This is a genomic window from Photorhabdus caribbeanensis, assembly GCF_018448885.1.
In the GTDB taxonomy this organism is placed as follows: Bacteria; Pseudomonadota; Gammaproteobacteria; order Enterobacterales; family Enterobacteriaceae; genus Photorhabdus; species Photorhabdus caribbeanensis.
Window position 1 is genome coordinate 31,041 of sequence record NZ_RCWB01000027.1, and the last position, 14,327, is coordinate 45,367.

13 protein-coding genes are annotated in these 14,327 nt (G+C 42.1%); 6 read left to right on the forward strand and 7 right to left on the reverse strand.

The window, feature by feature from the left end; all coding sequences use genetic code 11:
- Positions 1 to 53: 53 nt before the first annotated feature.
- A complete protein-coding gene (gene dnaX, locus EAE90_RS16605) occupies positions 54 to 2,039 on the reverse strand; it encodes a DNA polymerase III subunit gamma/tau (RefSeq protein WP_214054412.1) in 1,986 nt (661 codons plus the stop codon).
- Positions 2,040 to 2,135: 96 nt separating this feature from the next.
- Positions 2,136 to 2,687 carry an adenine phosphoribosyltransferase gene (gene apt / locus EAE90_RS16610; RefSeq protein WP_214054413.1) on the reverse strand — a complete coding sequence of 184 codons (552 nt, stop codon included), beginning with the start codon at positions 2,685 to 2,687 and terminating at the stop codon, positions 2,136 to 2,138.
- Between the two features lie 142 nt (positions 2,688 to 2,829).
- Here apt and priC point away from each other — a divergent pair, with 142 nt between their 5' ends.
- Positions 2,830 to 3,372: a primosomal replication protein PriC gene (priC, locus tag EAE90_RS16615; protein WP_214054414.1), complete on the forward strand. Its 543-nt coding sequence runs from the start codon at positions 2,830 to 2,832 to the stop codon at positions 3,370 to 3,372.
- A 22-nt stretch (positions 3,373 to 3,394) separates the two neighbouring features.
- Complete coding sequence (rsmS, locus tag EAE90_RS16620; RefSeq protein ID WP_065389291.1) at positions 3,395 to 3,562, forward strand: pleiotropic regulatory protein RsmS; 168 nt, start codon at positions 3,395 to 3,397, stop codon at positions 3,560 to 3,562.
- A 128-nt stretch (positions 3,563 to 3,690) separates the two neighbouring features.
- Here rsmS and EAE90_RS16625 read toward each other — a convergent pair whose 3' ends face one another.
- Positions 3,691 to 4,128, reverse strand: coding sequence for a DUF1284 domain-containing protein (locus EAE90_RS16625; protein ID WP_214054415.1), 438 nt, complete (start codon positions 4,126 to 4,128; stop codon positions 3,691 to 3,693).
- Positions 4,129 to 4,249: 121 nt separating this feature from the next.
- Between EAE90_RS16625 and EAE90_RS16630 the strand changes: the two genes are divergently transcribed.
- A complete protein-coding gene (locus EAE90_RS16630) occupies positions 4,250 to 5,014 on the forward strand; it encodes a 2OG-Fe(II)-dependent halogenase WelO5 family protein (RefSeq protein ID WP_214054416.1) in 765 nt (254 codons plus the stop codon).
- A gap of 31 nt (positions 5,015 to 5,045) precedes the next feature.
- On the forward strand, positions 5,046 to 5,951 hold the full coding sequence (locus tag EAE90_RS16635; RefSeq protein ID WP_214054417.1) for a DMT family transporter: 906 nt from the start codon (positions 5,046 to 5,048) through the stop codon (positions 5,949 to 5,951).
- Here EAE90_RS16635 and EAE90_RS16640 read toward each other — a convergent pair.
- From EAE90_RS16640 to acrR, 4 genes are all read right to left on the reverse strand, one after another.
- Positions 5,948 to 6,496 carry a biotin transporter BioY gene (locus tag EAE90_RS16640; protein ID WP_214054418.1) on the reverse strand — a complete coding sequence of 183 codons (549 nt, stop codon included), beginning with the start codon at positions 6,494 to 6,496 and terminating at the stop codon, positions 5,948 to 5,950. The two genes, EAE90_RS16635 and EAE90_RS16640, sit on opposite strands and share 4 nt — an antisense overlap.
- Positions 6,497 to 6,536: 40 nt before the next feature.
- Positions 6,537 to 7,166 (reverse strand): energy-coupling factor transporter transmembrane component T family protein, encoded by a 630-nt coding sequence (locus EAE90_RS16645; RefSeq protein ID WP_214054419.1) that lies wholly within the window; start codon positions 7,164 to 7,166, stop codon positions 6,537 to 6,539.
- Positions 7,163 to 7,837, reverse strand: coding sequence for an energy-coupling factor ABC transporter ATP-binding protein (locus tag EAE90_RS16650; RefSeq protein WP_214054420.1), 675 nt, complete (start codon positions 7,835 to 7,837; stop codon positions 7,163 to 7,165). Before EAE90_RS16650 ends, EAE90_RS16645 begins: the two co-directional genes overlap by 4 nt.
- Positions 7,838 to 8,234: 397 nt before the next feature.
- A complete protein-coding gene (acrR, locus tag EAE90_RS16655) occupies positions 8,235 to 8,876 on the reverse strand; it encodes a multidrug efflux transporter transcriptional repressor AcrR (RefSeq protein ID WP_214054421.1) in 642 nt (213 codons plus the stop codon).
- 129 nt (positions 8,877 to 9,005) lie between these two features.
- On the opposite strand from acrR, the gene EAE90_RS16660 reads away from it, so the two are divergent.
- Both EAE90_RS16660 and EAE90_RS16665 read left to right on the forward strand, forming a co-directional pair.
- The gene (locus EAE90_RS16660; protein ID WP_214054422.1) at positions 9,006 to 10,199 is read left to right on the forward strand and encodes an efflux RND transporter periplasmic adaptor subunit; all 1,194 of its coding nucleotides are present in this window, start codon (positions 9,006 to 9,008) and stop codon (positions 10,197 to 10,199) included.
- Between the two features lie 18 nt (positions 10,200 to 10,217).
- Complete coding sequence (locus EAE90_RS16665; protein ID WP_214054423.1) at positions 10,218 to 13,367, forward strand: efflux RND transporter permease subunit; 3,150 nt, start codon at positions 10,218 to 10,220, stop codon at positions 13,365 to 13,367.
- Positions 13,368 to 14,327 lie beyond the last annotated feature (960 nt).

A 14,327-nucleotide genomic window follows, 5' to 3' on the forward strand; every position in this document is an offset into this window, starting at 1 on the left:
TTCTCTCTTCATTATGGCTACATCGTACAACTAAGGTACAGATTGCAGCATGGTTAAACCGGTCGGATACTCTCTTCATCCAATTCAGCATCAAATACCTGCCGCAATGTTTGAATAGTTTTATCCGCAATAATTGATTGGCGAGCTTGTGCCAATTTCTCTTCATAAATGGCTTGTCGCCACTCCAGCGGAGTTTTCTCCGCAGGATTATCATCTTCAATAATGCTGAATTCAACCGTTGCGCCGTACAACTCGCTCAAAGCCCCCGCTAATGACTTTTGTGCGAAAGCGGAATTAAGGTGACGCTGGCTCGAACGTAGGTGTAAACGGATATTATTTGCACTAACCTGCTCTTTGAATGCATTTAATGCCAATTGTTGCACCAGTTTAGGAATTTTAAGTTTATCAATTTCTGCGGCCCATGCATCTCTCTGTTTAGATTCTTCCGCTAATTTCTTTGCCAACTCTGGTGTTTTCTCATGTTCCAAAGCTGTTCTTAAAGCCTTTGGTGTAGCCACATGAGTTTCTGTTTTCTCCTCAATATTCTTAGCGCGCCAACGGTAAGCTTCTTTTTTCTCAGGTTTGTTTTCCTGTTTTTTATCTATTGATGACTGAGGCCGTTGCCCTGACACTGCGGCAATCCGTTCCAATGCCGAAGTTGCTGACTTCATCTTAACCGACGTAGCCGATTCAGGCTTTTTTGCTGGCGCTTGCCCTTGTTGTCGGGATAACACACTCCTTGCTTTCAGCAACTGAGCGGTTGGGCTCGATGCAAGCGCCTGAGGTACCTGAGGCTCCTGAGGTTCCGACTGAGAAATTCTATCCAATTGTGCCGGTTCATTAATATAATTAGCAGGTGGCGCATCCCCCTGATCACTATGTTTCGGCTGTGTTGTAACTGGTGGTATAACCGCAGGATTTACCACCGGTTCAGCAACCTCTTCAATAACTGTTTTTGGATGAAATGCCAAAGCTCTGAACAGAGCCATTTCAACCCCCATCCTGCGCTCCGGTGCATACGGCAAGTCCCTACGACCAATCAGTAAAGTTTGATAATAAAGTTGCAAATCTTCCGGTGAAATAGCTTTTGCCAATATGCGCAAACGGCCTTCAATTGATGAAGAAGCGATCTCTGGTTGAGAAGGTAATAGTTGAAGCATTGCAATACGATGTAGCAATGAAAGGATCTCTACCAACAAATCTTCCCAGTCAGCACCACGTGAAGCAACTTGTTCCACCAATGCCATAACTTGCTGACCATCAGCTTGAATCAATGCTTCAATAATTGATAACGGTTGCTCATCATCTAACGTTCCTAGCATCAAGCTAACTATTTCGCCTGTTACCTGGCCTTGCCCGATAGCAATAGCTTGATCTGTCAGACTCAAAGCATCACGCATGCTGCCATCAGCAGCACGAGCCAATAGCTGACGAGCACGACTGTCACTCTCTATATGTTCAGCTTTAAGAATACGCTCAAGCTGATCGCTTATTTGACCAATATCCAACGATTTGAGATGAAACTGCAAGCAACGGGAAAGAATGGTCACTGGCAATTTTTGCGGATCAGTCGTTGCTAGTAGAAATTTCACATGCTCAGGCGGTTCTTCCAACGTTTTCAATAATGCATTGAAACTGTGGCGGGAAAGCATATGCACTTCATCAATCAGGTAGACTTTAAAACGCCCACGAGCCGGAGCATATTGCACGTTATCTAGCAATTCACGTGTATCTTCGACTTTGGTACGGGAAGCCGCATCAATTTCAATTAAATCGACAAATCGCCCCTGTTCAATTTCAAGGCAATTAACACATTTACCACAAGGCTTATCAGTAATACCCGTTTCACAATTTAACCCCTTGGCAAACAAACGGGCAATCGTTGTTTTCCCGACACCTCTCGTGCCAGAAAATAAATAGGCGTGATGAAGCCGACCGTGGGCAAGACCATTAGCTAACGCGGTCAGGATATATTCCTGACCAATTACATCAGAAAATATTTGTGGGCGCCACTTACGGGCAAGTACCTGATAGCTCATTGATACCGGAAAAATCGAATACAGTTGGGTACCATGCTAACACAGCCTCACTATAGACAGCGAGGCCGATATGTTAGTAATACGAAAATAAGCAGATTAATGATCTGGGAATTCAAGTAGCGTAAAACTACTTACACCTTGTCTTTGTAGACGTTCAGCACCGCCTAAGCCAAGCAAACCAATAATAAAGGCCGCTTCAAAAACCTCACCACCTAAGCGACGGATTAAACGAACAGTGGCTTCAACCGTCCCTCCCGTTGCCAGCAAATCATCAATAACCAACACCTTATCGTTTTCTTTTACGCTATCTTTATGCATTTCCAACGTATCAGTGCCATACTCTAGATCGTACGTTTCACTCAATGTTTCCCGAGGTAGTTTGCCCGCTTTACGAACAGGAACAAAACCAACACCAAGACGCAACGCAACCGGAGCGCCAAACAGAAAACCGCGAGCTTCAGTGCCAACAACTTTTGTAATGCCTTTGTCCTGATATCGCTCTACCAGAAGATTAATTGTTATTTGGTAGGCAAGAGGGTTATCCAATAAAGTGGTTATATCACGAAAAAGAATCCCTGGTTTCGGATAATCAGGAATCGTTTCAATGCTGTCTTTAATAAATTGCAGTTGCTGCACGTTTGCGGTCATAATCGGGCCAATGAGTAGAACACGGAGGTTCTAAAATCTATGTAAACTGATAGAAAAAAGCAACTGATGAACACGCATCAGCCTACTTTTTGTCGTCCTAGATTAATTCTGCTTCGCAAGACATAACCATTTTAGGGTATAAATGAATACGCAGCCGTTATTAAATTTACTCGAAAAACAGGTCGATATACTGGCGGAAGAGATAGCGCCATTAGCTGACACGCCATTCTCTTCTGCCCGGTTTGATCAGGCTTTATTTAACCGACATAGCGATAAACTCCGGGGCTATCTACAAGAAGTCAGGCACAACATGGAACAACTCAAAGAGTGTGTTCAGGATAACCGAACCGAACAGGTCGCATTTCTAACTGAACGCCTAGTTGCCCAAATAGAGGCATTAAAGCGCGAGTTGTCCACCCAGTCATTGAGAAAAAAAGAGAGCCGATTTGAACATAAACAACAAGCTACTGACCTGTATCACAAACTGGCTGAACATCAGGATTATGAACGCCGTCTACTCGCAATGATCAATGATAGAGAGCTAAAATTGAATCAACAAACTACACTTAGTCATCAACAAAAAATACAGAAAGAGATCGCGGCATTAGCCGGAAGGCTAGCACGTTGCCGTCAATCTCTGACGCGAATTGAAAAATCAATCGAATACAAAGAGAACATGGATTAACGATTCAAATGAGGAATGTTTTATGTCCGTCGAACATGCGCCACCCGAAGTTCAACTTGCTGTTGATCTGATCTATTTACTGGAATGCAATGAAATCACGCCTGAAATCGCACTCGCCGCCCTGGAAATAGTCAAACACGACTATCAAGCAAAATTAGCGAAGCAATCACCATCGACGAAGGAGTACTAAGCGATTTACTTCAACACCTTAATAGATACCCTGATCGATACTATAAGAGATTCACGTTTGTCTTAAGTATGTGATCATACATTCATTTCAATATTAGCCTTTGCAAAATTTCAAACGGCTTTACAACGTCACTCGCTCTTTCCACGCTTTCGTTTAAGAAACGTTGAAGAATAATCATCCACAGCAATTCGAGTGCAAAGCGGTTCCCATTCACAACCTACGCAAGCAGCTCTTATGATCCCGCGATTAAAAGCCCATCGCGCCTGTTTCAAATAGGTTTCATTAAGCCTCAGCGTATGACCTACCTCAATTGATCGGCCCATAAGAGAACCAACAGCTTCCAAAGCTCGACTATCCCGGACAATAACACTTTCACCAAAGCAATGAGATTTGTCTTCTCCAAGCAAGGGAACACATATGTCATCCGGGCCTGCCACAATCAGAATATCTTCGTCCCGAATTCGAGGAATAATCCTATTGTAATTTTCAACAAAATCAGGGGAATATCCATTGCCCGCGTAGGTAAGAATACACAAAAGGTGATGACCTCTCAGAGATATTGTCATTATTGTGCTCCAAACTTGATCAAGTGTTGCATTTTTATACAATCAATGCTATAGGATTGATACTGACCATTAATAGATCAATTTTTCTAATATAAAGAAAATCGGCTAGGAGTCGACTACTATGTCGTCACGGTGGGTATCAAACGAGCTTGCCAAATTATCATCAGAAAGCTTGCAGGCAATCATAGATAACAAGATTCCAGCAGTGATGATAGATGATTTTGCAACTAAAGAAGAAACAGAACAGCTTTCATCTGCAATACTGAGCATGAAAGCAAAACCATATGAATTTGGAAGGCCGGGGTCTTATTTAGGAAATCCTCTCGCTCATTACCGCAATCGACCAAAAGAGCAATATTTTGCTCAAGTTAGCGTAGCTAAGCAAGATCTCACCCAAATTATCAATCAAGCTTTTGATCCAGTTGATCGGTTCATACGATACATCAATCACCATACTAATTTCAGCATTTCAGTCGCAGAAGAACCGGGATTTGGCCCCTATTTTGCCGGTATCGTCCGGATTATCTCTGGTGGTTCGGATCTACATGTGGACTATGCACCGACTTTTGCGAAAGGAAATTTAGTCGTCGGAGATATATCGACTCAGCTAGCTTGGAACCTCTATATTTTATCTCCCTCTCAGGGAGGAGAAACCGTGATCTATAACCAACCATTCAAGAGTACTGTGGTTGATAAAACATACAAACCATATGATAGCGCTCTATTGGTTGATTGCGAATCTTTCACTTTTCGACCTCAAGTTGGCTCTGTCGTCGTTTTTAACACCAGCAACCCTCATATTATCCTGCCTGCAAGCAGCAATCGAATTGCAACAGGCTCTTTCATCGGTGTATTAAATGAGAAGAAGCTGATTTTATGGTCGTAATACATCTCAGCAAAATATTTGGGACTTGAATATGAAGAGTACCTCTTCTTGCTCCACCGCTGCTCTATATGCCGTGACGATCATCACTGGAGGAACATCGTGGTATGCAGCAAAACTGCAATTAACTGATGTTTCACCTGTAATATCCCTGATTTACCGTTTTGGGTGCGCGTCGGTACTACTACTTCTGATTGCTGTAATTTCACGGGAAAGACTTACACACACTTGGCGCGAACACCTCTCTTTTGCTGCACTTGGAACATTTGGATTCGCTGTCACATTCTTGCTAATCTACCAAGCTACGGCCTTGATCACTACCGGTTTAATCGCCCTTATTTACTCTTCTGTCATATTATTCAACTCTATAAATGCAATTCTCTTCCTACGGCAATCGATTTCATGGTCAGTACTGGCAGGCGCTGTAGTTGGGCTCACTGGGATAATTTTAGTCTTTAGCCCAGAATTTTTGAATAATGAATGGAATTGGGCAGGATTCGGTTACGCAATCGCAGCAACCCTAACATTCTCATTTGCTAACATTTCCGCAGTTCAGTTACAGAGAAAAGGTGTCACTGTTCTGCCAATGACTGGGATTTCTATGGGATATGGCACCATATTCTTGCTCAGCTACGCCTTTTTGACCAAGCAAACCTTTGATTTTGATCTATCACCAGCCTATGTAACATCTCTATTCTATTTAATCCTGTTTCCTTCGGTAATTGGGTATACAACTTACTTTGCCGTTGTTGGTCGTTTAGGGGCTGAACGAGGAGCTTATACAATGCTTCTCGTTCCACTCGTAGCCTTAACGATCTCCAGTGTTACAGAAGGCTATCGTCCAACCATTTGGGCCATAATCGGCACAATGATGACACTTAGCGGTAATTATTGGGTAATCACAAACAAACATCAACCCACGACAAAAACTAACACTTAAGAACGCGGCTCAAGAGTGGGATAAGCCCGACGAACCGTTTTCGCAATCAAAATAACCAATACGATTTTAATAATATCTCCCGGTATGAATCCGATTGAACCTATGGTTGCTTGCCAAATGCCGACATTGGCAAATGCAGCAATCCACGGGATACCAATCACGTAAACAATCATAATTCCACCAAAGAGAAGAAATACAGCTTCTTTAAAGGTGTTTAATTTTGCAAGATTTTTCTCATACAAGTAACCGATAACAAAAGCGGCAATCGGCCACGCCAAAATAAAGCCGCCACTTGGACTGAGAAATACACTCAATCCTCCCCTTCCTCCGGCCATTACTGGTAATCCAACGGTAACAAGAACGCAAAAGAGCAACAATGCTAATCCACCCCGTTTCGCACCAATAATGGCACCAGCAAGCATTGCTCCCATTGACTGCGCTGTTACCGGAACGCCCACAACGGGAAGCGTCAGTGGCGGAAATAAACCCAGTGCTACGGTTAGAGAGGCAAATAGTGCTATATAAACAATATCCTTGGTAGACATTTAATCCCCCTTTCTTTTCGAAGAAACCACAACCCCAGCTTTACTTGCTACCCGATTTCTTTCTGTCAAATTCTGGATCATAGGACCTGGCTTCAATAGCAGCAGAAATATCGTCTGCCATTTTGAGCATTCGCACAATAACAGGCACTGCAATTGCAATGATACTCTTATCGAGACCTCTTGCTTTCTGCGCCTCCCGTACTTCTTCTGTAATTGACGCTAAAACAGGGATAAACCGCAAAGCAAGCGATAGAGCCAAACTCACTTTTCCAGGATTGATACCAAAATAGTATAGCCACCCAAGCCCCTTTTCCAATGCGTCGATCATATCAGAAGAGCGAGTAGTAAGAGTGACCAGCGAAGCCAGCAATAAAAGTGAGACAAGACGAACTACTACAAGTACACCTGCGGTCCAGTGGTGTAGAAGCAATTGGACTATAAAAATAAGTGCGAGGATCCATAGCGCTGGCCGTAATTGTATCCAAGCAGTTTTTAATGAGATTTTAGCTAACAAGTATAAAAGTACGATGCCCGCCAATGCCGCAACAGAAAGATCGATACGTGGAATAACGAAAAGCAATGTTCCCAGAATGACCAAAGAAATAATTTTGAGCCCAGGGCTAACTCGATGCACAAATGATGAACCAGGGTTATACCCAGACAGGCTCATAACATCATCCTTACATACTCGGGAATAGCAATAGAGGGGATATCATCAACGACAACACGACCATCATCAAAAACCAGAACACGATCAAATCCCGCCAAAAAATCAAGGTCATGAGACACTACAATCACAGTTTGAGATAAGTTATCGATTGCTTCAGCAACACGGCGCTTGTTTCGTAAATCCAGCAAGGTTGTAGGCTCATCGAAAATAATGTAATCGGGCTCCATCACAAGAACACCGGAAATCGCAAGGAGTTGTTTCTGACCACCACTTAAAAGATGGGCTGGATTCTCCCTAAATTGAAGTAAATCATAGCGTGCAAGGGCCTCTTGCGTTCTTTGCTGAATCTTATCCTTGGCAAAACCGAGATTTTTCATTCCAAAGGCCAAATCTTCCTCAACGACTGGAAAAACGATCTGGTTGTCAGGATTCTGAAATACGAAACCAACCTTACGTCGGATCACTTTACCCTCCGTTCTGGTGTTCAAACCATCCACCAAAACATCACCACTTTTCGGTATCAACAATCCATTAAGAAGACGTGCAAATGTACTTTTGCCACAACCGTTACTACCTATGATGGCAATCCGTTTTTCCTTAAGCTGCAAATTTAACTCTTTCAATATTACTCGCTCGCCATAGGCATGCGTCACATTTCGTATTTCCAACATAGATAGTTATCTCTTAACATTGCAGCCAGCAACTTAACACGACTCCTACTTAGCACTGTGTCTGCCTACAAAATCCGTAGGGAAAATTCAATCAATATACTGATTTCAGCGTTATCAACCCGTTCCAACTTGCTGACATCACAAGCTCCTGTTCCACCTTTCTAAATTTAATCAGTACATTTTATACAGCCAGAATCTTCAACATTTACCTTAGGTTATAGTTTTTTTTGACCTCTTCCCTAACCAAACCGGCAACAGCATCCGATATTAGAAATATTTTCAGCCTCATCTCTTATATAACAGCAGATAAACAAAGAGCATAAGATAATGATTTTTTGCCATTAGCCACATTGTTAGCAATTACCAAAATAGAATTCACCTCTATTATTCTGGTTCTTCATTTTTCAGTGATTTTCATATGCTCACTATATTTAAGCATATCGATAAAACTATCTACTAACGATTCCGCTTCTTTCTGAATATCAAAACTATCTGGCGCAAATAACCAATTTTCCAGCAAGCCCGTTATCAATCCTCTTAACATGATAGCCGCTCGCCGCAGATGAAGATTATAAGGAAGCTGGCCTGATGCAATACAACTAGAAAGAGATTCTTCAATACGAACATAGTCTGCAACACACAGCTCCTGACGGACTTCCACCAAGGCAGACATTTCACCAACAAACTCACATTTGTGGAAAAAAATCTCCATTAATAGCCGGTTCTTCGGATCGTCAATGACCGACGTCAGGATATGGATGATTAAAGTTCTTAAAATCAGGAGTGGATTATTAGGATATTTTGCTTGATACTCTTTTTCTAATTCGTCAATCTTAGAATCTGTTATTCTACAGGCTTCGGAAAACAGGTCTACTTTATTTTTAAAGTGCCAGTAAATTGCTCCTCGGGTTACGCCGGCGGTTGTGGCAATATCTGTCAGTGAAGTAGCAGAGACACCGCGCTCAGAAAACTCTTTTATAGCTGCGTCTATAATCTGTTGCCGGGTCTCCTCAGCCTGTTGTTTAGTTTTTCGTGCCATACACTCTAATTTTAACCTAAAATGGATTTACATACATTCACGTATGTTTGTATTATAGCATGCTGTTATTAATGGAGTAATGGTTTTACGGATTGAAGGGTCAACATCTAAAAATATTGAGGTTTACTTATGCGAATAAACAGGGGAGTTTTGCCTCTGGCTACAGTACTGGTATTCTCAGGCAGCTTAGCTCTTTCAGGATGTAACGACAAAGACTCTCAGCAGATTGCTGGGAATCAACAGGCTCCTGAAGTCGGTATCGTGACGCTGAAAAATGAACCTCTGATGGTCACGACAGAACTTCCAGGCCGAACGTCAGCCTTCCGCATTGCAGAAGTTCGTCCGCAAGTAGGCGGTATAATTCTGAAACGAAATTATAAGGAAGGTAGCGATGTAAAAGCAGGCGCTTCTTTATATCAGATAGATCCAGCAACTTACCAAGCTGACTATGACAAAGCTAAAGCTGATTTGGCAAAAGCTCAAGCTAATGCAGAGATCGAACGCTTGACAGTTAACCGATATAAGTCACTGTTAGGTACAAACTATGTTAGTCAACAGGAATTTGATAAAGCCAGCGCTGACTATGCTCAAACGAATGCTATAGTACAGTCAGCAAAAGCCGCAGTAGAGATCGCCCGTATCAATTTAGCATATACCAAAGTTACAGCACCGATTAGTGGTCGTTCCGGCAAATCGACTATAACTGAGGGCGCTCTAGTTTCTGTTGGTCAGCCAACAGCACTGACAACTATTCAACAACTAGATCCAATTTATGTAGATGTCACTCAGTCAAGTGATGACTATCTGCGCCTTAAAAATGAAATCGCCAAAGGTGTTGTGCAGAAAGGGGACACTAAGGCTAAAGTTCACCTGATCATGGAAAATGGTAAAAATTACAGTGAAACAGGCTACTTGGAATTTTCTGATATCACTGTAGATGAAACAACGGGCTCTATCACTATCCGTGCAATATTCCCTAATCCAAATGAAGAGTTACTGCCTGGCATGTTTGTTCGTGCAAAACTGGAAGAAGGTATTCGCCAGGATTCAATACTAGTTCCTCAACAAGGAGTTACCCGTACACCTCGTGGTGAAGCTACTGTCATGGTGGTTGGTGCGGACGAAAAAGTCGAACCACGCATTATCACTGCTAACCAAGCTATTGGTGATAAATGGCTAGTAACTTCCGGTCTAAAAGCAGGTGATCGGGTCATTGTTACTGGTTTGCAAAAAATTAAACCCGGCATACCGGTTAAAGCAGAAGAAGTGGACTTAAATGCAAAATCTGCTGCAAACCAAGCTGAACCTGCGAAAAAGTCTTAATTTAGGAGTCGGTGATTCATGCCTAAGTTTTTTATAGATCGGCCAATCTTTGCATGGGTAATCGCAATTATCACTATGCTGGCTGGGCTGCTGGCAATTATGAAATTACCCGTGGCGCAATATCCTACTATCGCACCACCAGCAATTTCTATCTCCGCAACTTACCCCGGCGCAGATGCTACCACTGTACAAAACACAGTTACTCAGGTTATCGAACAGAATATGAATGGTATCGACAACCTGGTTTATATGTCTTCTGACAGTGATTCCGCTGGAAACATGAATATCACACTAACCTTTGAAGCGGGTACTGATCCCGACATTGCACAGGTACAGGTACAGAACAAGTTACAACTCGCTATGCCCCTGTTACCGCAAGAAGTGCAACAACAAGGGATACGTGTAGATAAATCTACAGCCTCTTTCCTGATGGTTGCCGGATTCATCTCTGAAGATGGCTCCATGTCACAGGACGATATCTCTGACTATGTTGGTGCAACAGTCAAAGATCCTTTAAGTCGCGTAACGGGCGTGGGTGATACAATGCTCTTCGGGAACCAATATGCCATGCGTATCTGGTTAAATCCTGACAAGCTCATTAACTACAAAATGACGACTTTGGATATAATAAATGCAATCAAAGCGCAAAATAACCAAATAGCCGCCGGTCAATTAGGGGGAACCCCTCCGGTTCCAGGTCAACGCCTGAATGCATCGATTATTGCTCAAACACGTCTAACCTCACCGGAAGAGTTCAGCAATATTCTTCTGCGCGTCAATACTGACGGTTCTCAGGTCCGTCTGAAAGATGTAGCAAACGTGGAACTAGGTGCAGAAAGCTACAACATCATTGCCCGCTATAACGGTAAACCTGCTGCGGGTATCGGTGTCAAACTAGCGACAGGCGCTAACGCTTTGGATACATCCAAAGCAGTAAAAGAAGCGCTAAAAAATATGGAGCCTTTCTTCCCTCACGGGTTGAAAATCGTCTATCCATATGACACCACACCATTCGTTAAAATCTCTATTAACGAAGTGGTAAAAACACTCGTTGAAGCAATTATGCTAGTGTTTGTGGTAATGTACCTATTTCTCCAAAATTTCCGCGCAACACTCATTCCAACCATTGCGGTTCCAGTCGTACTCCTAGGAACATTTGCGATACTCGCTACATTTGGCTATTCAATAAATACATTAACCATGTTTGCTATGGTTCTTGCCATCGGCTTACTGGTAGATGATGCCATTGTTGTTGTAGAAAACGTTGAACGTGTTATGCAGGAAGAAGGTTTATCGCCAAAAGAAGCAACCAGAAAATCAATGGGACAAATCCAAAGCGCCTTAGTTGGTATTGCAATGGTGCTGTCTGCTGTATTTATCCCAATGGCCTTCTTCGGTGGTTCAACCGGTGCAATTTATCGTCAATTCTCGATTACTATCGTATCTGCAATGGTACTATCTGTGCTGGTGGCCTTAATCCTGACGCCAGCTCTATGTGCCACTATGTTGAAACCCATTGCCAAAGGCAGCCACGGCAAACAGACCGGTATCTTTGGCTGGTTCAACCGCATATTTGACAAAAGTACCCACCACTATACTGACAGTGTTGGTCGTATTCTACGCAACACAGGCCGTTATCTGGTAATTTATGTATTCCTGGTGGCAGGTATGGCCGTCATGTTCACTCGTTTACCATCTTCCTTTCTTCCTGAAGAAGATCAGGGAGTATTGCTGACAATGGTTCAATTACCTGCGGGGGCGACACAGGAACAAACAGAGAAAGTTCTGGATAAAATAAGCGATTACTTCAATACAGAAGAAAAAGATCGTGTGGTTTCTGTATTTACCGTCAGCGGCTTTGGTTTTAGTGGTCAAGGGCAAAACACTGGGTTGGGCTTTATAAGCTTGAAAGACTGGAGTGAACGCCCTGGCGCTGAAAACAAAGTACCTGCTATTGTTGCCAGGGCTAGTGCTCACTTCCAGAAAATCAAAGAAGGTATGGTTTTTGCGTTTAACATCCCGGCAATTGTAGAGTTAGGTTCAGCAACCGGCTTTGATTTTGAATTAATTGATAAAGCAAACCTTGGACATGACAAACTGACAGAAGCCCGTAACCAATTACTTGGCATGATACAACAGCATCCAGATATGTTAGTCGGTGTTCGTCCTAATGGTCAGGAAGATACTCCTCAATATCGGCTCAGGATAGATCAGGAAAAAGCCGAAGCTCTCGGTGTTTCCATCGCTGATATTAACTCAACACTCAGCACGATGTTTGGTAGTCACTATGTGAACGACTTTATCGATCGCGGTCGCGTCAAAAAAGTTTACGTTCAGTCGGAAGCACCTTATCGTATGTTGCCAAGTGATATCTACAAACTGTATGTCCGTAATAAACAGGGGGAAATGGTTCCATTCTCTGCCTTTATAGATACATCCAAAGAACCATGGACCTACGGTTCACCACGTCTGGAACGTTACAACGGTTTACCATCAATGGAAATCCTGGGTGAAGCAGCCCCAGGTAAAAGTACCGGTGATGCAATGGCCCTGATGGAAGAGCTGGCATCCAAGCTACCAAATGGTATCGGTTTCGACTGGACAGGCATGTCCTATCAGGAACGCTTGTCCGGCAATCAGGCTCCAGCGCTGTATGCATTATCATTGATAGTGGTATTCCTCTGTCTGGCAGCACTATATGAAAGCTGGTCAATTCCATTCTCAGTTATGCTAGTAGTACCATTAGGTATCGTTGGAGCTTTGTTAGCAACAACATTCCGCGGTTTGGATAACGATGTTTACTTTAAAGTTGGCTTGTTAACCACCATCGGTTTGTCGGCGAAAAACGCGATACTCATCGTTGAATTCGCTAAGGATCTAATGGAAAAAGAAGGCAAAGGGCTCATAGAAGCTACGCTAGATGCGGTAAGAATGCGTCTTCGCCCAATCCTAATGACATCACTAGCATTTATGTTAGGTGTTATTCCGCTAGTACTGAGTAATGGTGCAGGCTCTGGCTCTCAAAACGCGGTGGGTACTGGGGTATTAGGCGGAATGATTGCAGCAACCTCGCTAGCAATCTTTTTCGTGCCAGTCTTCTTCGTGGTTATAAGGCGACGTTTCAGTAAGAAAGCGGAGGAGATTGAACCCGCATCAGAATCTCATTAAATGCTACCAACAATAACCAGAAGGCCGTTAAGTCGGCCTTCTTAATATAATAGTTGCTTCCATCTGGCAAGATTCTGATCATTAACCTATCCGCTTAATCTTTAAGTAATTTTGTTTAAATTTAATTATGATCACCACTTATGAGTATAAAATAGCTTTAAAAATCCAAGCATTAGTGACTTTAATAAAATTAATATGAAAGTTGTCGGACAAAAATTACTTTATCTTTTTTTACACTAAATGACAAAAAACAATACCAGCACATAGTGACTTATGTAATAATGATGTTATATTCATTGATTATTGTAGCCATCAGGCTATAATCTGCCGTTACTGGTATCTGAGGGTAATACTGTTTTATATAAACCTACATATTAACTCACACATACTAGCCGATATTTATAGTTTATTGAGTTAAGGTATGAGTTTTTGTTAAGAGCTGATCCTGATTTACCAGAAGAAAATCAGAGCTATCTGTAAAAAAGATAAATAATCCCAAAGAACGATTATAGATACATAATAATAATCTCTCGAAAAAAATTTTATAATACGTGTATATGCTTAGTGTTTAACTCAAAAAATTAAGTAATGGCATATACAGGAAGAGCGACATAGCATGGATGAATATTCACTCAAGATGACATAATATTGATGAATTAAAATGCTTATGTGAGAATCTAAGGCAAGAGGCACTTCTAGTGCAAAGTACACAGAGATGAGACTGGTTGTGAGAATAATTTTTACATCTCAGGATAATTTAGAGCTAAACAAATAGATCGAATACATATCAACTTTCGTTTGGTACTTTAAAATAAAATATTCTGATGATTTCAACCTTCTCTCTTGAATTGATAAATGTATTGATAATACATACACTTACAATTTTTTTGAAAACAAATTAAGATTATCGTTTCCAGACTTGTGGAATGGTAAAAACTAATGAACGCTCAACCAGCGTCC